Below are 20,640 nucleotides of genomic sequence, written 5' to 3'. Positions count from 1 at the left end.
CAAATCAAGGCTAAGCCGTGGCCGGGGTCAACGATTGTCGTTTAGTGGACATTCCTTCGTATTTCCGAGACAGTAGACCGGGCAAGGGCCACCATCGAGGCGCAAATCGCCGCGTTCTGAGGACTCGAGATGATGAGAAGTTTCGCTTGGGGGCTGCTTCTGACCGCGAATTTCGCGGTCGCGCAACACAGTGATCCCGGGGTGCCGAGCGGTTTCCCGAACGTGCCGCAGACGGCCGGTGCGCTGATTTCCAGTGGTCTGATCGCGCCCACTCAGGGCCGAACCGCGATCATTGCCTACCACAATGGCGTGCTGGTCACGATTCCCGAGGCCCCGTCCAGCAACCCGGGCTCCGATCTGCAGGTTCGGACCTGGGACATCAGTACGCCCGAACGGCTGGTCAATCCGCTCGAGCTCGCTCAGCACGGCGCCACACCGATGCCGATCAATGCCCACGGCTATTTCAAGAACGGCAACTGGCTCAGCATCGGCGACAACCGAGACTGGGATCCGGGTCTCGAGCCCTGGGCCTTCGAGGCGGTGCCCGGTGGCTTGCTTCGCAGTTCCAATCCGGATTTTCTGTGTGCCGGCGTTCGCGGCTGCCTGTTCGCGCCCTGGGCTCCGATGGGCACCTTCTGGAGTTATTCGGCGGTGGAGGGGAACGCGGCCCTGTATCTGGACGGGCTGGGGCCGGCCAATCAGGTGGCCGAATGGGATCATCTGGGCCAGACCGGCGTCATCGGCCACCCCTTCCTGATCGGCAACCTGCTGATCTACGCCTCCGACCAATCCCAGACCGGCGTGGCCACCTACGACATCAGCGATCCGGGCAATCCGGTGCTGCTCGACGTGCTGACCGAGAGCGCGCCCGGTGGTTACTGGCCCGAGCTCTGGGGCGGCGGCGGTCAGCTCTACGTGGTCTTCCCCTATCGCGCCGGCGGCAATGGCATGCGGGTGGTGGACGTGACCGACCCGGCCGATCTGCGCTTCCTGGCCGATGTGCCACTACCTGGCGATGAAGCGATGTATGCCCAGTTCCAGGACGAATTCGCCTTCATCGGGTCCTGGAAGATCGACATGCGAAGCTTCGAGCCGGTGGTGTTCTTCGATCCCGATACGGCCTGGTCGAACGCCTACGGCTCCGGCGACCGGATCAGCACCAGCCAGTTCGCTCTGCCGATCGGCAACCTGCTGGTGACCGGCGGTGCCGCACCGGACCATGGTATGGCGATCTGGGCCCACCAGGATGCGCCCGACACGCGGGGGCCGGAGGTCGGCTTCCACATTCCCCGCAGCGGCCAGACCGGCTGGCCGACAAATCGTCTGCCCGTGTCCCTGCTGATCCATGAAGAGATCGAGACGCCGACCCTGATCAATGGCGACACCTTCATCGTCCGGCCGCTCGACGGTGCGCCGGTGAGCGGCACCCTGACCTTTGCCTTCGATGACATCCTGACCTTCACTCCGGATCAGCCGTGGATGGAGAACACGACCTACGAGGTGATCCTGCCCGGCGGTGGCATCAAGGACGCCGCCGGCAACGGGATTCAGGACTATGCCTTCAGCTTCTCGACCGGCGGCAGCGTGGGCGGCAACACGGCCCCCACGGTCACGTCCTTCGGCCCGTCGGCACACCCCATCCAGCCGGGTCAGACCATCAGCCTGTCGGCCACGGCCAGCGATGCCGAAGGCGGGCCCCTGGAGTATCGCTTCGATTTCGGCGATGGCTCTCCCAAGACGCCGTGGTCGGGCAGCGCCTCGGTGCAGGCATCCTGGGCCAGCAGCGGGCACTACAGCATCGCGGTCCAGGTTCGTGACCCGGGCGGCATGCTGTCCTCCGCCAGTCGCAGGGTCACGGTCGTGAACGAGGCGGCCGGTCTGGGACGGTCGTCGGCGCCCCTCGTCTGTGACGGTGGCACCCGGCGGGTCTACACGGTCAACCCGGACAACAACAGCCTCACCGCGGTCGATGCCGACAGCCTGGCGACGGTCTACGAAGTGCCGGTCTGCGCCGATCCTCGTAGCGTGGCCAGGGCGGGCGCTCAGCTATGGGTTGCCTGCCATGACGACGACATCCTCGAAGTTCGCGATGCGGCCACGGGCGGATTGGTCGACGCCATGGCGCTGGACTATGGCTCGGCCCCGATCGCCCTGGCGGTCAGCCCGGATGCCGCGCAGGTCTATGTCAGTCTGTCGGGTTCGGGTGAGTTGCTTCGCTTCGACGCCAGCACCCGCCTGCCCACCGGCGCTCTGGCGCTGGGGCCCTCAGCCGGTGCCCTGGCCATCAGCGCCGACGGCTCCCAGGTCTATGTGGCCCGGTTCCTGTCGGAGCTGCACCATGCCGAGGTCTGGGAGGTCGACACCAGTGCCGCGATGAGTCTGGCGCGCACCTTGCGCGTCCGCCGGATCGGCGGGCCGGAGAACGTCGACGGCACCGGGGCCGGTCGCGGCGTGCCGAACTATCTGAGCGGGATGGCCCTGGACCGCGACGGCGCCGTGCTCTGGGTGTCGGCCAACAAGGCCAACACGGAACGCGGTCTGAGCTTCGAAGACGATCTGGACTCGGACAACACGGTGCGCGCCATCCTGTTCGGCATCGATCTGGCCGATGGCAGCCTGCATCGCCATATCGACATCGACAACTCCGACTCGCCGGCCGCCGTGGCCCTGTCGCCACTCGGTGACTACCTGCTGGTGCCCTTGCAGGGCAACAACGAGGTCACCGTCTTCGATGCGCTGGGAGCGGGCGATGCGGCGGGGCTGGGCGGCCTGGTCGGCCGGCTGGCCACGGGTCCAGCGCCGCAGGGTGCGTGCAGCGATCCGGTGACCGGTCGCAGCTTCGTCAAGAACTTCCTCGGCCGCTCCCTGAGCGTGCTCGAAACCGCCGCCCTGTTCGACAGCGGCAGTCTGAACGTCGGCGTGTCCACGGTCAGCACGGTGGCCAGTGAGGCGATGCCGGCAACGGTGCTGAACGGCAAGCGCATCTTCTACAACGCCTCGGATCCGCGCATGAGCTCGGAAGGCTATCTGAGCTGTGCGACCTGCCACTTCGACGGTGGCCATGACGGCAGGACCTGGGACTTTCACGGTCGTGGCGAGGGCATGAGAAACACCACCAGCCTGCGTGGTCGCGCCGGAATGGGGCAGGGCAATGTGCACTGGAGCGCCAACTTCGACGAGATCCAGGACTTCGAGCTCGATATCCGCGGACCCTTCGGTGGGCAGGGCTTTCTGAGTCCGGAGGATTTCGCCGCCACGGCCGATCCGCTGGGAGCCCCCAAGGCCGGACTGAGCGCCGATCTGGATGCCCTGGCGGACTACGTCAGCTCGCTCGGTTCGACCCATCTGCCACGCAGTCCATACCGCAATCCGGACGGGTCCGAAACGGCGTCGGCGGCGCAAGGGCGGCAGATCTTCATCCGTGAGGGCTGTCAGCAGTGCCACGGCGGGGCCCAGTACAGCGATTCTCGGCTCGGCCCGGCGCGTCTGCACGACGTCGGGACCTTGCGAACGAGCTCGGGCTTTCGCCTGGGCGAGCCATTGGAGGGCATCGACACACCGACCCTGCTGGGCGTCTGGGCGACGGCACCCTACTTCCACGACGGCTCCGCGGCCTCGCTGGCTGAGGTCTTCAGCGTGGCGGGCGGACCGGTGATCCAGGGCGAGGACGCGGCGCTGGCCGGCGGGGCGACGGTGTTCGCTGACTGGGTCTGGCCGCTGGCGGATTTCAGCATCAAGCAGCGCTATGCGGCGCAGTTCGACGTCCCCGGCGCGACCGCGACCTTCGCCCAGATCGATGGAGGTGCCGGCGGCACGGGTGCCGTCGAGGTGCGCTACAGCGCCAGCTACGGGGCCAGCCATGATTTCCAGGTCGAGGTCAATGGTCAGACTCGGACCCTGACCCTGCCGGCCACGGGCAATGATCCGCAGTGGCTGTTCCACGTCTGGAGAACGGCGCGCGTCGAGGACGTGCCCTTTGCACCGGGGCTGAATACGGTCATTCTCCGGGACCTCAACGGGGGCTATGTCGCCATCGATGAGGTGACCATCACCACGCCGGCCTACACGAACCGAGCCGAGCCGCATCGACGTGTGGGCGCGCTACCCGTTGCCGAGATGGAAGCCTTGATCGACTTCCTCGAGCAGCTCGATGGCTCCAGTCCGGCAGCACCGGCCTTCGATGCCATCTTCTGGGATCGCTTCGATTGATCGTGCACGCAGCCGGGGCGACCCCGGCTGCGTGAACCGCGCGCCTCAGAAGCGGTAGTTGGCCGTCAGGCGGGCGTTCAGCGGCGCGCCAACGGTGGCCTGGTGCGTCGCGTGCGCGTTCGGGAAGTACAGCTCGTCGGTCAGGTTCTCGATGTTGAGCTGCAGGTCGAGCTGGTCCGAGACCCGGTAGTAGGCCGCGGCGTCCACCCGGGTGTAGCTCGGCAGCACGGCCGTGTTGCCGTTGTCGATGAAGGTCTCGTCCTGGTAGGTCAGGCCGATGCCGATGCCGAAGTTCTCCGTGATCGCGAGCTGGTTCCAGATCGAGAAGCTGTGCTCCGGCAGCTCGCGCGGACGCAGCCCGGTGTCACCGCCACGGTCGACCTGCTCGCCGTCCAGGTAGCTGTAGCCGGCCGAGAGGTACCAGCGATCGTTGACCTGGCCCTTGATCTGGGCCTCGAAACCGGTGATCTCGGAGTCGATCACGTCGAGGGTCTCGGGGTCGTTGTCGGCCACCTGGGGTGAGCTCTGCTCGATCTCGAAGATCGCGGCGGTGAAGCTCATGCCCTGGTTGAAGTCCCACTTGATGCCGGCCTCCAGGTTGCTGAAGGTGTTCGGGTCGAGCTGGTTGTTGTCGCCGTTGATGTTGGCGTACTGCTCGCCCGAGCGCGGCAGGAAGGATTCGCTGTAGCTGGCGTAGAAGGAGATCTCTTCCCAGGGCTTGAAGATCAGACCGGCGCGCGGCGAGATTTCCTCGTCCTTGCGTGAGCGGCGTTCGTCGGCCGGCACGTTGAAGACGTCGATGTCGAAGCTGTCGAAGCGCGCGCCCAGGATCAGGTCCAGCTTCTCGTTCAGCTGGATTTCGTTCTGGAGATAGGCCGAGAACACGTCGATGTCGACCCGGGTGTCGTCGGCCAGCACCGCCGAGTAGTCGTTGACGGTCGGCTGCCCGAAGGCGTTGATGCCGACGTTGTTGCGCAGGTTGATCGGACGCGCGATGGAGAAGATCTCGTTGTCGTCCTGGGTGGTGCTCCAGAACGTGTCGAAGCGGTCCTGGTTGGAGGACGTGTCGATCACCTCGACGCCGGCGATCAGGGTGTGCTCGATGCTGCCGGTGAAGAACTGGCCGATGAGATTGCCGGAGACGATCAGGTTCTTGCGCTCGACGTCGTCGATGTAGCCATCCAGGGTCACCACGTCGGGCGAATTGGCCTGGTCGTAACCCGACACGTAGACATTGCCGTAGTACTTGTCGTACTCACCGTAGAAGGCGCTGAGGTTGCCCTTCAGGTAGGCCGAGAACTCGTGCTGCAGGGCGGCGCGGAACAGGTGGGCATCGAGGGTGGCCAGGTTCTGCTCCGGGTCGGCGAAGACGATGTCCTCGAAGGCTTCGACGGGCCGGCCATCGCTGCCGGTCGGGATGCCGCGATCGATGAAGCGCTCGTGGTCGAGGTATTCGTAGGAAAGATCCAGCAGGCTGCGGTCGGACAGTTCGATGCGTGCGGTGGGGTTGAAGCCGATGCGCTCGCCATCGTAGAAGTCCCGGTGGTTGTTCAGGCTTTCGTACATGGCGTTGATCCGGAAGGCCACGCGGTCATGGCCGCCGAAGTTGCTGTCGAGCTGGGCCCCGTAGGCGCCGAAGCTGTCGATGCTGCCGCGGACCTCGGTGAAGTCCTCGCCGAACACGCCCTTCTTGGTGACGCGGTTGAGAATGCCGCCGGTGCCGCCACGGCCGAACAGCAGGGCGTTGGGGCCGCGCAGGATCTCGACCTGCTCCAGGTTGTAGAGCGGGCGGTAGTACTGGACGTCATCGCGCATGCCGTCGATGAAGAAGTCGGCGGTCGAGCGCACGCCCCGGAAGACGATGGCGTCGCGGTGGCCTTCGCCCTGGGTGTTATTGACGCCCGGGGTGTAGTCGACGATGTCGCCGATCGAGTCGAAGCCACGCAGGCGAATCTGCTCGTCTGTGACGATCGTCAGGCTCTGGGGGACGTCACGGATCGGCGTGGGGGTCTTCAGGGCATTGATCTGGTCGGAATAGAGCACATTGCCGGTCACGCGGAGCAGGCCGAGGTCGACGTTGGCCTCGGCTTCGCTGGACTGTTGAGGTTCTTGCTCGCCCTCGGTTGGCGGATCCTGGGCGATGGCCGGATGGGAGAACAGTAGGGCGGACAGGGCTGCCAGAGACAGCGGCGTCGGTCGTTTCATGGGTCAACGGGCACTCTTCGAATTCAGAGGCCGAAATTGTAAACGAAACAAGAATGATTGTCAGTTACAAACGAGAAGAATTCCCATAAAAGAATTGGGTCGCCCGTCAGGAAGCGTTCCAGCGCCTGAAGCCCACCCGTGTTCCGTCCGGTTTGGTGGCAACCCACTCGATGAAGCGGAAGGATGTCGGGGTGGGCGGCCAGGGCCTCGACGGTGTTGTAGTCCCGCTCCAGGGACTTGTTGTCGACGGTGGCCTGAACGCCGCCCAGCTTGCGTCAATGGGCGGCGTTCTCTTCGATCTTGAGGGTTGGTGGCCGGTCCGGGATCAGTCCCGGCTGACCAGTACCTGCTCGCCGAGCAGTGCCGCTTCGAGACGTTCGAGGCGCTGCGCCAGTTCCTGGTTCTGGCGCAGCAGGCCCTCGGACTGTTCCAGCTGCTGGGTCAGGAGTCGGACCTCCCCGTGCAGCTGCTCGGTCTCCTGGCGCTGTTCCTGCAGGGCGCGGATCAGCAGGGCGCCGAGCTGGCGGTACTTGACGCCTTCGACCTGACCGTCGGCGTTGTAGATCGCCAGGCGGGGCTCGATGGCAGCGACTTCCTCGGCCACCAGGCCCAGGTCTTCCTCCCCCGTTTCGATCCATTCGAAGGTGACGGGGCGCAGGCGGTCGATCAGGGCGGTGGCGCTGTCGATGGATTCGATATTGGTCTTGTAGCGCCCGCTCGACGAGCAGGCCGCCAGCTGGCCGGCCGTGCCCGTCGTGCCGGTGCGACAGACATCGATGCCGCCACCGGTGGCGAAGGTCGTGATCGTCAGGGTGCCGTCGAGAAAGACCGGGTCGTAGATCGACGTGCCCAGAGCGCCGACGATCAGCTTCTCGTCGTCGTTGACGCTGATTCGCAGCGCCCGACCGTTGCCGTTGACGCCGGGGCCGTTGATTTCCAGCATGGCGCCGGGTGTGAGCACGTCGATGCCGACCGGATGGGCGAAGTAGCTCTTGCTGCCCGGCACGCCGGCGAAATAGCCGCCGTAGCCATTGGCGTTGGAGGCCGCGCCGAACAGGCCGACATTGGGGGATTCTCCGTAGACGCCATTGTCGTCTCCGCGGGCGAAGACGCCCGTGGAGTCGGCTTCGGCGTTCAGTCCGACGAAGCCCTCGGCGCGCATCGCCGTGCCAAGGGGGTCGATGTTGGTGGCATAGACCCCGAAACCGGCGTCACTGAACGAGGTGCCGTAGAGCCCGTAATTCTGTGCCGCCGTCCCCGTGGCCACGCCCTGGACCGCGATACCGTTGGCCGTCTGCCCGAAGACGGCGTTGCCGTCGGCGGTGGCGGAAATGCCGACCACGCCGCCGTCGACAATCAGTGCCTCCGTGGCGTTGGAGTTGATCGCTACCGTGTCGTCGTAGCTCAGGATGCCACCGTCCAGTTCCCAGAATCCGCCCCCGTTCAGCGCATGCAGGGCGAGCGGTGCAGCGGCCACGCGCTGGCGCGGCGTCAAGGTGATTCCATCGGCTTCCACTTCCAGCCACAGGCCATCGCCCCAGGGGACGGTGCCGAACAGCAGCTCGACCTGAAACAGGCCGTTCGCAACGGCGACGCCGGTCACCGATTGGGACGAGACCATGGTGCCGCCGGTCTGCTGCGTCCAGATCTCGAAGTTCATGTCGACGCTGCCGGTGAAGGGCGCGCCGTTGTCGAGCAGACGTCCCTGATAGTTGAGGGTCTCGTTGGCCGGCAGGCCGGCCTGGATCGGCAGCGCCAGGCAAAGAGCCACCAGACAGACCAGGAGGTGGCGCGCGCCTGGCATGCGGTGGCCATGATGATCGAAAGAGCGTTTTGAGTTGAACATTTGCTGATCTCCAGAGTGCGGGATGGGGCTAGTCACAGGGCATGCCGGCCGCGACCCACTGCTGGATCAGGCCGCGCCATTGGGCGATGTCGTTGGGGGGAGCCGTGGGCACGGTGCCGCCGAAGGGCAGGCGGCCATCGCCGACGGCCCAGAGCACCAGCTTGTCCTCGCTCATGTGCTCCAGCGGGCTGTGGCCGCTGACGGGCTGGCTGGCCAGGTTGCAGAGCTCCAGATCGCTGCGATCGCGGAAATCGAAGGCGATGGGAGCGGATTGCCAGCCGGGGTCGATCGTGCCTTCGATCGGTAGAACGGAGGCGTTGTGGCAGCCCGTGCAATCGGTGGAGGCGCTGACCACAGGATGCGCGGCCGGCAGCACGCCGGGCGGGTTGTCGGTGACGCGACGAAAATCCGTCGCGGCGACCGCGTGGCAGGTGGTGCAGCGCGGGTGGCGGAAGCTCGGCGCCAGCTGGCTGCTGAAGGAGAAGGCCCGGCCTTCGAAGCGATCTCGGAAAAGATCGTCCAGGGCGGTGGCATTCAGGCTCCAGAATCCGCCCGTCAGGCTGAGCCCGCTGCCCGTCATGGCGCTGGCCGAGGTGGCGTCGGCCTGGCCGAAGCTGCCTTGCAGGTTCCAGCTGCCGCCGTTGGCATCCATGGTGCCGCCGCCGTCGATCGAGTACCAATCGATCGCCCGACCACTCCCGGCAATGACGGTGGCGGTGCCGAGCAGAGCGATCACAAGAAAGAGAAGGCGCATATCCTGAACTCCTGATCGAATGTGCTGATCGTTTCAATCGCTGCGGACCGAGGGCGAGCGCATCGCTCGGGTGTTCGGTGCAGGGCTTGTAAATCAGTCTGCGTCGGAGGGTCAGGGCGTGCTTTTTGGCAACTTAAAGTTTGCTTTAAGATTCCCTTAAGCAATCAAAATCAATTGGATACGTGGGCTTCTGGCGCGCTATCGGCGGCGCTTCCGGTCCTTCCCTTGGCGTTTGCCCGTGGGGCAGACGATGGCCAGGGCAAAGCCGGAGGCGATGACGCCGAGCACGGCGCAGCCGATATCGAGCAGAGTGTTCATGCGATTCCCCTTGTCCTTTCATCAGACCGTTTCGGTCCTTCGGGAGCCTGGGGAAGGCGAGGTGGGACTGCTTTTCCGGGGCCTTATTTTTTCCTTAAGTTCATCGGCGCCACGACGGGCTCAGCTCACGGGACAGTTCAGGGAAGGTGCCAGATCCTGCTGCCAGTCAGGGCCACGCAACTGCCTGAGCGCCTGGATGGCGGAGCGACATTCTTCACTGGACTCAGCGGCGAGATAGAGCAGGCGGGCCGCCGGGAACAGGCGGGGCGCCCAGTCCTTCATCACGGGCCAGATCCGGGTCATCTGTTCGTGATTGGGCGCGGCCTGATAGAGGCGCTCGGCCACCTCCGCGATCAGCACCGCTCGCAGGGCATCGCGTTCGCCGGCATCACCGAGGATCATGTCCAGGTCGTCGGTGATGTCGTCGGCCCGACCCTGAACGATCGACCACTGGGCGCGCAGGGATCGGTGAAAGAGGCGGTAGCGATGATCGTCCAGTTGCTCCGCGCGCTCGCCCATGGCCTCGATCAGCGCCAGTGCCCGAGGATGCTCATCGTTCCCGCGATCCAGGGCCAGGCGAGCGCGTTCGCCCAGGCTCGACAGCTGACCGGCTTCATTGTCGACCTGCGCCCATTTCTCCCCGGCCCGGCGATAGTGTTCTTCGGCGCCCAGGAAATCGCCGAGGGCGTGCATCGCCCGGCCGACGGTCATCGAGGCGCTGGCTGCACTGGTCGGTTCGTCGCGCCCGTTGGCCAGCGCCAGAGCCTCGAGGCCGTAGTCCCGAGCCCGATGGAAATGGCCTCGTCGAAGGGCCACGTCGGCCAGATCATCCAGGGTCTGCCCTCGGCGGCGCTCGTTGCCCGTGACCTGGAAATCGGCCAGGGACTGCTCGAGCAGGCGTTGACCTTCTTCGAAGCGGCCCTGTTCGATGGCGATCTCGGCAATCACCGCGCGCGTATTGGCCGCCTGATCCAGGAGGCCGTGTTCGATGCGGATGGAGTAGGCGGCGTCCAGTCGCTCGAGGGCCTGCTCGTACAGGCCTTGATCGAAATAGGAGTAGCCGATGTTGTGCAGCACGCGGGCGGTCTGCACCCAATTGCCCTGATTCCGATAGATCTCCAGCGCCCGTTCCGCGTTCTGGCGGCCTGAGTCGAAATCGCCCTGCGACAGCGCGAGCATGCCCAGGTTGCCAAGCGTGGAGGCGACGCCGCCCAGCAGATTGTTTTCGGAAAAGCGCTGCTGAGCCTGCTGATAGTAGCGCTCGGCCAGGGTGTAGTCTCCAGCGTACCAGGCCTGGTTGCCCAGGGACGAGCGAACGGCCGCGGCCAGCCAGGCATCGGCCAGGGGGCGTTCGAGCAGGGATTCCAGCAAGGCGCGGGCGCGGTCGACGTCCCCGGTACGGTTGACCGCGATGCTGAGGTGATAGCTGGCCCAATGGGCCTCGGGTTGCTCGGCGAGGATGGCCTCGTAGAGCCGGATGGCTTCCTCGTGGTTTCCGGTCAGGCTATGGTGATAGGCGCGGGCATAGGCTTCATCGAGGAACGGACTGTTCAGGCCCAATCCGCCGGCCGGCGGCGGCAGTGGCGCTCGCAGTTCCTCGGCGAGCATGTCGGCCATGGCCAGGGACAGGCTGGCCGGGCCGCTGCCGGTCAATTCGAGCTGGGCCGACTGGCCGTCCTCCAGGCTGGCCAGCTCGAGACGGTAGCCGCTGCCGTCCCGAACCAGGCGCGGTGCGAAGACCTGCGAGGCGCCCGCCGTCGCGGCGGCAGCGACAGGGGTCGAGGCTCCCTGGCGGGCGGACTCGAGGCGAGCCAGTTCCCTGGCCGAGACCACTTCGATGCCGCGCCGGGTCAGTTGCTCGCTGAGCATGGCCGTGGCGCCGGCCTCGACCCAGTCGAGACCGTTGTCGCCGGTGGCATTCTCGATGTCCAGGAGGGCGATTCGCGGAGGGGCTTGCTCGGCCAGCTGCCAGGTCTGCCACCAGACCAGCACACTGGCGATCAGCAGCGCCAGGGGGAGGGCGATCCGCCAGTCGAGGAATCGCGTCGATCGATCGTCGGTCTGCGCATCGAGCGGGTTTTCGAGGGCTTCTGGCTCGGCATCCAGCCGGAAGCCGACGCCCCGCAGCGTGACCAGCGCATCGGGTAGTCGGCCTTCTCCGCTCAGCAGTTTTCGAAGCTTGAAGATGGCCTGCGAGACCACGGCGTCGCTGGCGATGCTCCGACCCCAGACGGCCTCGAGCAGCTCCTGGTGGCGAAGCACCTGACCGGGGCGATGCGCGAAATGGACGAGTAGATCGAACACCTTCGGTTCGACCGCGACCTCGCTATCGTCCGAGCGAATGCGCCGAGCGAGCTCATCGATCTCGATCTGCCCCAGTTTGTAGCGGCGAAGCTGCGCCATGTTCAAGCCCGGAAACAAACGCGGCATTCATCATAAGGTATCCGCTAGGGAGCCTCTGAATAATCATGCTTGGAGCGCGTTTCAGTCGGAAAAGCCGCAGATCGTGCGGTGCGACGCGAGTGACAGTAGCCGTCACGCGCTTATCGTTTCTTAGTCTGGCGCTTCTTGCCTTCGGCAAACCGCGCCAGCCACGAAACGGCGCTACGGCCGAGTGGCGCGACGCGCGAGATGCGGCTTTTCCGGCGAAACCCATACGGGACGGGCCTTTGCGGGGCCTCCGCCTCGTTTGGGCTCGCTTATTTGGAATGACCAAACCGCACGCGCTGATCGTTTCGTCACCAGGCGCTTCTTGCCTTCGGCAAACCGCACCTGGCACGAAACGGCGCTCACCCAAGCCAAGCCGGAGACTCCCGCAAAGACCTGTCGCGCCCGAGCATGATTATTCAGAGGCTCCCTAGTGGCTCGAGCTCGATCGTTGCCGTTCATTTCCGGTTCAGGACTGGCCTCTCGCTCTATGGCATGCTGCGTTCCATACCTACTTGCGGGGAATCTCTCATGCAGAAGTCGATGGTTCTGGTCTTCATGCTGCTGGCGCTCGTCGCCGGTTCGCTTCAGGCCAATTGGGAAGACCAGGACGCGAACCAGATCTACAAGGTGATCATCAATCACGAGGAGCAGTACAGCATCTGGCCCGCCGACCGAGAGAATCCTGCCGGCTGGAGAGACGCCGGGTTCTCGGGCGTCAAGCAGGACTGTCTGAACTACATCGAGCGGGTCTGGACCGACATGCGCCCCCTTTCCCAGCGGCGACCCGGCGGAGGCTGAATCGGCCACGAAGCCCGCGGGCCGGGTCGGGGCCATGGCCCTTGACCCTGCTCGGTGCTAATCTGAGCCGAGGGACAGTGATCGGTCCCGTTCGCCCGCTACCCTGACCCGAGAGTTTCAATGCGACCCACCTCCGTTGGCATCGATGCCATGGCCTTTCATGGCCCCGAATGCTACGTCGACATGGAAGACCTGGCCGAGGCCCGTGGCGTGGCGCCAGCGAAGTTCACCCAGGGCATCGGTCAGCGGCAGATGGCGGTGGTCACCCCCTGCGAGGACACGGTCACGATGGCCGCCCAGGCCGGGCGCCGGGCCTTGCAGGCGTTTGATATCGACCCGGACGAGATCGGCACCCTGATCGTCGGCACGGAAACCGGCGTCGATCATTCCAAGCCGGTGGCGGTCTATGTGCATGAACTGCTGGGCCTGCCGACGAGTTGCCGCACCTTCGAGACCAAACACGCCTGCTACGGCGCGATGGCCGGCCTGACTTCGGCGGCCGACTGGATCCAGGCGGGCCGGGCACGAGGCCGCAAGGCCCTCATCATCGCCTCGGACATTGCCCGCTATGGCCTCGGCACGCCCGGCGAACCGACCCAGGGTGCCGGCGCGGTGGCCATGGTGGTCTCGCCCGATCCGAGATTGATCACCTTCGACCCCGAGATCGAGGGCGACTACACGCGTCAGGTGATGGACTTCTGGCGTCCCCTGTATTCGAAGTACGCTTTCGCGGACGGGCATTACTCCATCGACTGCTACCTGGACGCACTCGAAAGCTGCTGGCACGATGCCGTCGGCAAGGCCGGCGGAAGCCACGAGGCCTTTGCCCTGTCGGTCCTGGATGCCTGCTTCTACCACGTGCCGTTCACGCGGATGGCGAAGAAGGCGCACCACCGGCATTGGGAGACCGAGCTGGGGCGAGCGATCGAACGCGACTCGGAGGATGGGGCGCGAGTCGAGGACAGCTATCGCCAGCGCGTCGAGCCCTGGTTGTCACTCAATGCCGATGTGGGCAACATCTACACCGGTTCCCTGTTCCTGTGCCTGATCGACTACCTGCGCCAGGCCACGAGCGAGCGCGAGGGCCGACCGATCAGCCTGTTCTCCTATGGCAGCGGCTGCGGCGCGGCTCTGTCCATTGCCCGGGTCAGCGAAGGCGCGGCTCGTTTCCATCGGGCCATCGACCCAGGTGGACAACTCGCCGCTCGCCGGCGCCTGAATGTCGAGGAATACGAGGAAATTTTCAGAGCCTGTGAAGAGTCCGATCGAAACGACGGTGAGCGGATCGATCCAGCACGCTGGGGATTGACCGGCGGATTGCACTACGTCGGCACCGCGGACCATCGGCGGCGCTACACGAAGTAAGGCGGCCCGCCTCGGGCATCGCCACGGACGAGCTCCCCGACCGACCCATGCTGCATATCGCCCTTCATTTCATCGTCCCGCTGCTCTTGGCGCTGGCTTTCTACCGGCCGCGCTGGCGCCAGGCCTTCCTGGTGCTGATCGCGACCATGCTGGTCGATGTCGATCATCTGCTCGCCGACCCGATCTACGATCCCGACCGCTGCTCGATCGGTTTCCACCCGCTGCATACCTGGCCGGCGATCGTGATCTATGGCCTGTTGTTCCTGCTGCCCTTTCTACACGCCCGCCTGTCGGCGGGGCGTAAGCCCATGTCCGGGTCGGCTCGAACCCTGCATCTCGTGGGCGCTGGCCTGCTGATCCACATGGCTCTGGACTGGATCGATTGTCTGGTCTGAGTTCGGGCGAACTCCAACCGATCATCGACTGCCCGCGCGGCAATCGGAACGCTCAGGGCAGAGGCGCGTTCGAGTAGTAGTGCCAGATGAACACGGCCACGGCGCCCCGATAGGGTCGCCAGGCCTCGCCGAGTGCATCGGTCTCCTTGCGATTCGGGCGTTCGGGCAGGCCTTTGAGCCGGTGCAGGCCGGCCTGGATCGCGAGATCGTCGGCCGGCCAGACATCGGGGCGGCCGAGCGAGAAGAGCAGGAACATCTCCGCGCTCCAACGTCCGAAGCCCTTGACCCGAGTGATCCGCTCGACGATCTCCTCGTCCGGCAGGGACGCGAGTTCGGCGGGGTTCAGCTGGCCGTCGAGCACCGCTTCGGAGAGGCTGCGGGCATAGCCGATCTTCTGTCGCGACAGGCCCATAGCGCGCAGTTCCTCATCGTTCATCGCAAGGATGCGCTCGGGCTGGAAATCGCCGTCGAGGGCCGTCTCGACGCGACCGAAGATCGTCGCCGCGGCTTTGACCGACAGCTGCTGGCCGACGATGATCCGGAGGAAATGCTCGAAGCTCGGCCCGCCGCGTCGGCGCTCCTCGGGGTAGCCGACAGCCTCCAGGGCCTTCGCAATATGGGGGTCCCGTCGGGCGATTTCGTCCAAGGCCGACTCGAGGTGGGCTCGGGTCAACTGGAAATCCTGGGCGGTTTCGCGGGTGCGCATTCGATCATCTTACTGAAATTGCAATCGAGCCCCTCAGCGACTACGGTGGAGCAAGGCGTCTCCGCGATTGCAGCGGATGGCAACGGACCCACACCGAGGGAGCAACACCATGGAAGGCATTCTGATCTGGTTGATCGTCGGCGGCATCGCCGGCTGGCTCGCAGGGCTGATCGTCAAGGGCGGCGGTCAGGGCATTCTCATCAACATCGTCGTCGGCATCATCGGCGCCGTCATCGGCGGCTGGGTCTTCGGCCAGCTCGGCGTGGCCATCGGCTCCGGCCTCATCAACGCCATCATCACCGCTGTGGTCGGTGCGGTCATCCTGCTACTGTTGATCGGACTGATACGCGGGAAGCGTTGACCGATTATCGGGTTTGAACTGAGGGCTCAGTGATGGGCCCTCTTTGCGATGGCCTTGGGCAAACACCTAGCGCGATCGCCTGCTCAGCCTGAATGTCCAGGGCAGCCCGCCGGAGGCCGAGTGGAGCTACGATGACGCCGGCTTCCGCATCAGCGAGACCACGGCCACCGAGGCGCGCCGCTTCCGCTGGGATGGCGAGCGCATGGCCTTCGAGACCAACGTGCTCGGCAACCTGCTGGTCCGCTATGACCACGGCCCCGATCGCCTGCTGGCCGAAACCCAGGGCATCGACACCCGCACCTGGCTGACCGATGCCCTGCGCACCCCGGTGAAGCGCCTGACCGAAGCCGGCAGCACCTACTCGGTCACCCGCTACGACGAATACGGCCAGGTCGAAGAAGAAACCTCCCCGGACACCCCGCGCTTCGGGTTTACCGGCCACCAGCGCGGCCCCGACGGCGCCCCGGACCTCTATTACGCCCAGCAGCGCTGGTACAACTCGGCCACCGGGCGATTCATCAGCGAAGACCCGCTGTGGGGCGAGCCGAAGATGCCGATGAGCCGGCATCGGTATTTGTATGCGTATGCGAATCCGGGGGTTTATGTGGATCCGGATGGGCGGGTTGGGATATTCAATGATGGAACTGATCAGGATGCTTTTTATCCCTTGACCATCAATGATAGAGCGATAACCAATGTGGGCAAGTTGAGAAAGCTGTATCAGGGGGTGGCTTTGTATCGTAGTGGGATTGGAACCGAGGATGGGGAGTGGCTTTGCAGAATGACCGGCTGTGGTCTCGAAGAACGTGTCGATTGGGCGTATCAGCGGATTGTTGAGATTTACAACGATCCCGATTCAACCGAGGAAGACCGGCGGATTGACATTTTCGGGTTTAGCAGGGGAGCCGCTGTGTCAATGGCGCTGGTTCAAAAATTATCTCTTGAAGGTATACCTGTAACTAGGCGGCAGCAAATATACACAGACCGGCACCGTTGGGAGACGGTCGAGTGGACTGAAAACGTTGAAGCTAATATCCGGTTTGTTGGATTGTTTGACACCGTCGCCGCTAGAGGACTTGCAACAACCCCGGATACACTTTTCGATAAGCTGCATATTTTCCTTCCGAATGCGCCGACAGATCGTCTACGAGTAAGGTGGTCGCAGGTTGGAGGTCAGGTGCGGCAGGCTGCTTCTGCGCAAGAATATAGAAATACATTCGACTTGATTTCGCTTCGCTCGTGTGACGGTTGTCCTCTTCCTAGCAACGTACAAGAGGAATTTTTTCTAGGAGCACATAGTAACGTTGGTGGTGGGTATGGGATTAGTGATGGTGGGAATCCGTTAGCTACTTATTCACTTTCCTATATGTATCGGGAAGCGTTGGCCCTCGGGGTGCCGCTGGCCCAAGATCCCTCGGTAGGAGATGCTATTGAGGGGATGCATGAAAAGTTTTTCGAACTGATCGATGCTGCACATGACTCGAGATTCCCCGTTGACAGGTTTTTGGGGAGAATCAGCCGGAGTATTTATTTTGGTGGTGCTTCGGGAGAACCAGTCGAGTTCACGGCATTTGAAATGCTACAGAAGGCCGTCGAGTCGGCAGAACGCATTGACCCTCTTTTTATTCACGAAGATGAGGGTGCAGAGCCTTAGTTTGAGCTTTGGGAGTACATTGATGGAGAAAGTTATCGGCTGGCGGTTCTTCCTGTTAGTGAGTATGAGTTCATTGCTCTGCTGTTGTAGTCAAAGCCCTTCACGTGCCTTTGATGTCGTTGCGATGCAGAGGTCAGGGGACCCAGTGTTCGACGTAAGGGTTTCTTTCGCTGGCTTTCCGGAGTTTGAGTTTGGGGATCTTTATCCTCGTGATTCTGAGAGAGGTCTAAAGGTTTATGGTCTATTTCAGGGTGATTGGCCGGACGAAATTCATGTTCGATGGAAAAGTCGAATTGAACAGGCGCGATTCGACACCCATACGTTGGTTGTGCCGCCGCCACTGGATCTTGAACCTGGCGAGACTCTTCAGCTCGTAGTCCAATTTGATGCTGGAGCGGTGCAGGTTCATTCAAGGGCCTACAAACACGTTGATCGAAGAGCTTCATATCGATACAAGAGCAAGCAAGGATGAGTATTCGGAACACAAGAGCAGGACAACACAAGAGCAGCGTCAAGAGCAGGACATCCACGACTTCCTTCCTCGAAGCGACTCGGCCGATCGGTCCTCAGTAGACAAGGAATTGGGAGGGTTTTGGTCGCTTCGAATCGCCAACGAACAACAAAGGACATATATGGACGCCTCCCCGTAGTCAAGCTGGTTCCTGGGGTTTGTTGAGTTTCTCGGCATGATTGCTCCTCTAGGGTTTCGGTCGCTGCAAATACCTAAGGGTAGGGTGTTGGCCCGGATTTTCCATGATATGAGCACGACGAGCAGCCAGCATACGCTGGCCTGATGGATGCAAGGGAGATTCGCCTACTCCGTCTGCTGCCGCATCAGAATCCGGGCTCGCTCGCTGCTGATGCCCTTCACCCACGCATTGCAGCATTTCGCAGTCGCTTCTTCCGCATGCTCCGAATACCGCAACGGCTTCATTGCCTATGCTGCAGCCCGATTTCTGCGGCCTTGGCCATCAGCGCGCGCCGGGCTCTTCATCCTTCAACGAACGAGCCTGCGCTTCCAGGCGTCTCAGGTCCTGTATGGATCGGATGGTCCTGACCAGGAAGAACAGTGCTCCGGCGATCAGGGCGCCCACCAGCACCGTATCCATCCAGTTCCATGGGCTTCCGGCCTGCGACTGGACGAGGGAGTAGAAGCTCAGGGCGGCGATCAGCATCGACGTGCCGCCGGCGTGGTGGTTGCGGCGGGCTTTCAGGGTGGCCTTCTGTGCGTCGAGGCAGTCGCGGGTGCTGCGCTCGAGGGCGTCGATGTTCATGGAGCGAGTCTTCCAGCCGATCGCGGCGCCGAACAGGGAATAGAGCAGGGCGGCGAGGCCGATGGCGATCTGGCCGCCGAGGATCAGGGCCAGGCCGACGAGCAGGCCGGCGGAGGCCACCGCGAGTTCCGACGCCAGGATCAGGCGCTGGGTCCGACGGCGGCGGGCGAGGTCGGGGGGCGGGCGTTGGCGCGCGGAACCATCGTTGAGCGATTGCCAGAGTTCGCCGAGGGCGTCGAATTCGTCACTGGGTTTCATGGTCGTGTCCTTGGCCTTGCATCAAGTCCTTCAGCGCCTTGCGGGCGCGACTCAATCGTAGGGAGACGGTGTTGGCGCTGGTGCCCATGACGTAGGCGATCTCGGCGGGCTTGAAGCCTTCCAGGGTCAGGGTCACGGGCTGCCGCCAGTTCAGGGGGAGCTGGCGGACGGCGGCCAGCAGCAGTTGCTGGCGGTGCAGGCGGTTGAGATTGTCTTCCGGGCCGGCGGACGGGTCGGCATCGTCTCGGGCCTCGACGATGTCGGGGGTCTGCACTTCGCGCCGGACGTGGGAGACGGCCTGGTTCATGGCAATCCGGGCCACATAGGCCCTGGGGTGGTCTGCACCTTCGATCCGCTCGCGCGCCGACCACAGGGCGAAGCAGATCTCCTGATACAGCTCCTCGGCCACGGCGCGGTTGCGTTCCTGCGCCAGGGCGATGCGCCAGACCATGTCGCCGTGGTCTTCGATGATCTGCTCGAATGTCATGGTCGGGTAGATAGGGCGGCCGGGAGGATGGGTTCTTCGGTGTTCGTCAGTGGACAGTCGCGGCGGAAACTGTTTTCTGTCGTTTCGACAGGAAATTTCTTGTGGCAGCACTAGCGGGGCAGGACTCGAGCTCAAGGAGACGCTCCATGAAATTCACCCGCACTGCCACCGCTCTCGGCGTCGCCGTTTTCGCCTCGAACAGTCTGGCCGAGGCCGTGCTCTATCACAACTTTTCCCGCGTCGATGTAATCGAGCAGGCGATCGTCGAGGACAGCTGGATGCTCGTCGAGGACGGCATCATTCAATCGCTCGGCGAGGGCGCGCTGCCTGCAGGCTTCGAGGCCGAAGCGCGCGACATGGGCGGGCGCTACGCCATGCCCGGCCTGATCGATGCGCACGCGCACATCACCGCTGGGCCGCATCGCCTGGAGGTGATCGATGGTCGGCCGACCCTCACCATCGAGAGCGTGGACGAGATCACCCGCTTCAACGCCCTCTCGGCCCTGGCCCATGGCGTGACCACGGTCCGCAACCCCGGCGGCGACACGGAGGCCAATGCGCACTATGACGAACACATCGCCAGCGGTGAGTGGACCGGGCCGACGGCCCTGCACGCGGGACGGGTCATCCAGCCCTCACCCTTCGGCGGCAGCGCCTTCGCGCATCCGGACTCGCGCGAGGCCTGGTTCGCCGAAGCCCGACGCCAGGCCGAGGCGGGCATGCGCTACTTCAAGCTCTACGTGGGCCTGAGCGAGGAGGAGCTCCGCACCGGCATCGAGGCCGCCCATGCCCATGGCCTGCAGGCCATCGCCCATTTGGACCAGGTCAGCTGGACGACGGCACTGGACGCCGGCATCGACGGTCTGGAACATGCCTTGCCGACCAGCGCCGATCTGCTGCCGGAGGCGGATCGTGCTGCCTTCGAGGCCATGCGTCCGCGCGGCAGCGTCTACCTGGCCGACTGGTTCCGCCGCGTCGATTTCGACTCGCCGGAGATGCAGGCGCTCTTCGCCATCCTGGCCGAGCGCCAGACCGCGCTGAACCTGACCCTGCTGGTCAACGAAATGATCGCCCGGGCCGATGCCCTTGCCACGGTGGTCGATGAAACGGACCTCGCCACGATGCATCCGGACAACTGGGCGGCAACGGAGCAGTTGATGAGCATGGGCGCGTCGCTCTGGCAGGCGGAGGACTTCGAGATGGCCCGCGAGGCCCTGGCCAAGGTGCGCGAGTTCGCGCGTCGACTGTTCGAGGCCGGCATTCCGCTGATGATCGGCACCGATGGCAATGGCTCGGGGCCGCTGATGGCCAAGGAGATGCAGCTGCATCGGAATGCCGGCATCCCGGCCTGGGACGTGCTCGCCCTGGCCACCCATCGCGCGGCTGAGACCATGGGCCTGGACCGGGTCGGTCGGATCGCGCCGGGCTTCGAAGCCGACGTGGCCTTCCTCGATGCCGACCCCGTGGCGTCCTTCGAGGCGCTGAAAGCCGCGTCGGCCGTGATCGTCGATGGTCGCTACTACACGCGCGACGCGCTGCTGGCAGCGGCACGGGAGTTTCTCGACTGAAGACGCTGCCCT

At 64.2% G+C, this 20,640-nt stretch carries 15 protein-coding genes; 8 read left to right on the top strand and 7 right to left on the bottom strand.

Features of this window, described 5'->3' with window-relative positions; genetic code table 11:
- Positions 1-132 precede the first annotated feature (132 nt).
- Positions 133-4,209 (top strand): Ig-like domain-containing protein, encoded by a 4,077-nt coding sequence (locus WM2015_RS13490; protein WP_169751186.1) that lies wholly within the window; start codon positions 133-135, stop codon positions 4,207-4,209.
- A 45-nt stretch (positions 4,210-4,254) separates the two neighbouring features.
- Here the strand turns inward: WM2015_RS13490 and WM2015_RS13485 are convergent, their stop codons facing one another.
- The 4 genes from WM2015_RS13485 to WM2015_RS13470 all read right to left on the bottom strand — a co-directional run bounded on the left by WM2015_RS13485 (position 4,255) and on the right by WM2015_RS13470 (position 11,762).
- Positions 4,255-6,414: a TonB-dependent receptor gene (locus WM2015_RS13485; protein WP_082169755.1), complete on the bottom strand. Its 2,160-nt coding sequence runs from the start codon at positions 6,412-6,414 to the stop codon at positions 4,255-4,257.
- 325 nt (positions 6,415-6,739) lie between these two features.
- Positions 6,740-8,260 carry a tail fiber domain-containing protein gene (locus tag WM2015_RS13480; RefSeq protein WP_082169754.1) on the bottom strand — a complete coding sequence of 507 codons (1,521 nt, stop codon included), beginning with the start codon at positions 8,258-8,260 and terminating at the stop codon, positions 6,740-6,742.
- Positions 8,261-8,288: 28 nt separating this feature from the next.
- Entirely contained in the window at positions 8,289-9,014 is a 726-nt protein-coding gene (locus WM2015_RS13475) for a hypothetical protein (RefSeq protein WP_049726535.1), read from the bottom strand.
- A gap of 438 nt (positions 9,015-9,452) precedes the next feature.
- Positions 9,453-11,762 carry a tetratricopeptide repeat protein gene (locus WM2015_RS13470; protein WP_049726534.1) on the bottom strand — a complete coding sequence of 770 codons (2,310 nt, stop codon included), beginning with the start codon at positions 11,760-11,762 and terminating at the stop codon, positions 9,453-9,455.
- Between the two features lie 528 nt (positions 11,763-12,290).
- Between WM2015_RS13470 and WM2015_RS13465 the strand changes: the two genes are divergently transcribed.
- The 3 genes from WM2015_RS13465 (at position 12,291) to WM2015_RS13455 (ending at position 14,320) form a co-directional block, all read left to right on the top strand.
- On the top strand, positions 12,291-12,560 hold the full coding sequence (locus WM2015_RS13465; protein ID WP_245609776.1) for an MbtH family protein: 270 nt from the start codon (positions 12,291-12,293) through the stop codon (positions 12,558-12,560).
- Between the two features lie 120 nt (positions 12,561-12,680).
- Positions 12,681-13,925 (top strand): hydroxymethylglutaryl-CoA synthase, encoded by a 1,245-nt coding sequence (locus WM2015_RS13460; protein WP_082169753.1) that lies wholly within the window; start codon positions 12,681-12,683, stop codon positions 13,923-13,925.
- A gap of 47 nt (positions 13,926-13,972) precedes the next feature.
- The gene (locus tag WM2015_RS13455; RefSeq protein WP_082169752.1) at positions 13,973-14,320 is read left to right on the top strand and encodes a DUF6122 family protein; all 348 of its coding nucleotides are present in this window, start codon (positions 13,973-13,975) and stop codon (positions 14,318-14,320) included.
- A gap of 52 nt (positions 14,321-14,372) precedes the next feature.
- On the opposite strand, the gene WM2015_RS13450 is transcribed toward WM2015_RS13455, so the two are convergent.
- On the bottom strand, positions 14,373-15,026 hold the full coding sequence (locus tag WM2015_RS13450) for a DNA-3-methyladenine glycosylase family protein (protein WP_049726533.1): 654 nt from the start codon (positions 15,024-15,026) through the stop codon (positions 14,373-14,375).
- Between the two features lie 109 nt (positions 15,027-15,135).
- Here WM2015_RS13450 and WM2015_RS13445 point away from each other — a divergent pair, with 109 nt between their 5' ends.
- From WM2015_RS13445 to WM2015_RS15935, 3 genes are all read left to right on the top strand, one after another.
- Positions 15,136-15,387, top strand: a complete 252-nt coding sequence (locus tag WM2015_RS13445) for a GlsB/YeaQ/YmgE family stress response membrane protein (RefSeq protein WP_049726532.1) — start codon at positions 15,136-15,138, stop codon at positions 15,385-15,387.
- Positions 15,388-15,589: 202 nt separating this feature from the next.
- A complete protein-coding gene (locus tag WM2015_RS13440) occupies positions 15,590-17,041 on the top strand; it encodes a phospholipase effector Tle1 domain-containing protein (protein WP_049726531.1) in 1,452 nt (483 codons plus the stop codon).
- Between the two features lie 22 nt (positions 17,042-17,063).
- Positions 17,064-17,513: a hypothetical protein gene (locus WM2015_RS15935; protein WP_156201198.1), complete on the top strand. Its 450-nt coding sequence runs from the start codon at positions 17,064-17,066 to the stop codon at positions 17,511-17,513.
- 499 nt (positions 17,514-18,012) lie between these two features.
- Here WM2015_RS15935 and WM2015_RS13430 read toward each other — a convergent pair whose 3' ends face one another.
- Both WM2015_RS13430 and WM2015_RS13425 read right to left on the bottom strand, forming a co-directional pair.
- Entirely contained in the window at positions 18,013-18,573 is a 561-nt protein-coding gene (locus tag WM2015_RS13430; RefSeq protein WP_049726529.1) for a hypothetical protein, read from the bottom strand.
- The gene (locus WM2015_RS13425) at positions 18,560-19,060 is read right to left on the bottom strand and encodes an RNA polymerase sigma factor (protein WP_049726528.1); all 501 of its coding nucleotides are present in this window, start codon (positions 19,058-19,060) and stop codon (positions 18,560-18,562) included. Before WM2015_RS13425 ends, WM2015_RS13430 begins: the two co-directional genes overlap by 14 nt.
- A 146-nt stretch (positions 19,061-19,206) precedes the next feature.
- Here WM2015_RS13425 and WM2015_RS13420 point away from each other — a divergent pair, with 146 nt between their 5' ends.
- On the top strand, positions 19,207-20,628 hold the full coding sequence (locus tag WM2015_RS13420; protein WP_049726527.1) for an amidohydrolase family protein: 1,422 nt from the start codon (positions 19,207-19,209) through the stop codon (positions 20,626-20,628).
- The last annotated feature ends 12 nt before the right edge of the window (positions 20,629-20,640 follow it).

This window comes from Wenzhouxiangella marina (assembly GCF_001187785.1).
GTDB lineage: Bacteria > Pseudomonadota > Gammaproteobacteria > Xanthomonadales > Wenzhouxiangellaceae > Wenzhouxiangella > Wenzhouxiangella marina.
Note: the sequence above shows the minus strand (reverse complement) of the source record. Positions and strands in the feature narration are given on the sequence as shown.

Coding starts and splice junctions, on each gene's coding strand:
- WM2015_RS13465 (WP_245609776.1), top strand. CDS start 12,291: ATGCAGAAGTCGATGGTTCTGGTCTTCATGCTGCTGGCGCTCGTCGCC.
- WM2015_RS13485 (WP_082169755.1), bottom strand. CDS start 6,414: ATGAAACGACCGACGCCGCTGTCTCTGGCAGCCCTGTCCGCCCTACTG.
- WM2015_RS13490 (WP_169751186.1), top strand. CDS start 133: ATGAGAAGTTTCGCTTGGGGGCTGCTTCTGACCGCGAATTTCGCGGTC.
- WM2015_RS13425 (WP_049726528.1), bottom strand. CDS start 19,060: ATGACATTCGAGCAGATCATCGAAGACCACGGCGACATGGTCTGGCGC.
- WM2015_RS13430 (WP_049726529.1), bottom strand. CDS start 18,573: ATGAAACCCAGTGACGAATTCGACGCCCTCGGCGAACTCTGGCAATCG.
- WM2015_RS13455 (WP_082169752.1), top strand. CDS start 13,973: ATGCTGCATATCGCCCTTCATTTCATCGTCCCGCTGCTCTTGGCGCTG.
- WM2015_RS13445 (WP_049726532.1), top strand. CDS start 15,136: ATGGAAGGCATTCTGATCTGGTTGATCGTCGGCGGCATCGCCGGCTGG.
- WM2015_RS13470 (WP_049726534.1), bottom strand. CDS start 11,762: ATGCCGCGTTTGTTTCCGGGCTTGAACATGGCGCAGCTTCGCCGCTAC.
- WM2015_RS13440 (WP_049726531.1), top strand. CDS start 15,590: ATGGCCTTCGAGACCAACGTGCTCGGCAACCTGCTGGTCCGCTATGAC.
- WM2015_RS13460 (WP_082169753.1), top strand. CDS start 12,681: ATGCGACCCACCTCCGTTGGCATCGATGCCATGGCCTTTCATGGCCCC.
- WM2015_RS13480 (WP_082169754.1), bottom strand. CDS start 8,260: ATGTTCAACTCAAAACGCTCTTTCGATCATCATGGCCACCGCATGCCA.
- WM2015_RS13475 (WP_049726535.1), bottom strand. CDS start 9,014: ATGCGCCTTCTCTTTCTTGTGATCGCTCTGCTCGGCACCGCCACCGTC.
- WM2015_RS13450 (WP_049726533.1), bottom strand. CDS start 15,026: ATGCGCACCCGCGAAACCGCCCAGGATTTCCAGTTGACCCGAGCCCAC.
- WM2015_RS15935 (WP_156201198.1), top strand. CDS start 17,064: ATGGAGAAAGTTATCGGCTGGCGGTTCTTCCTGTTAGTGAGTATGAGT.
- WM2015_RS13420 (WP_049726527.1), top strand. CDS start 19,207: ATGAAATTCACCCGCACTGCCACCGCTCTCGGCGTCGCCGTTTTCGCC.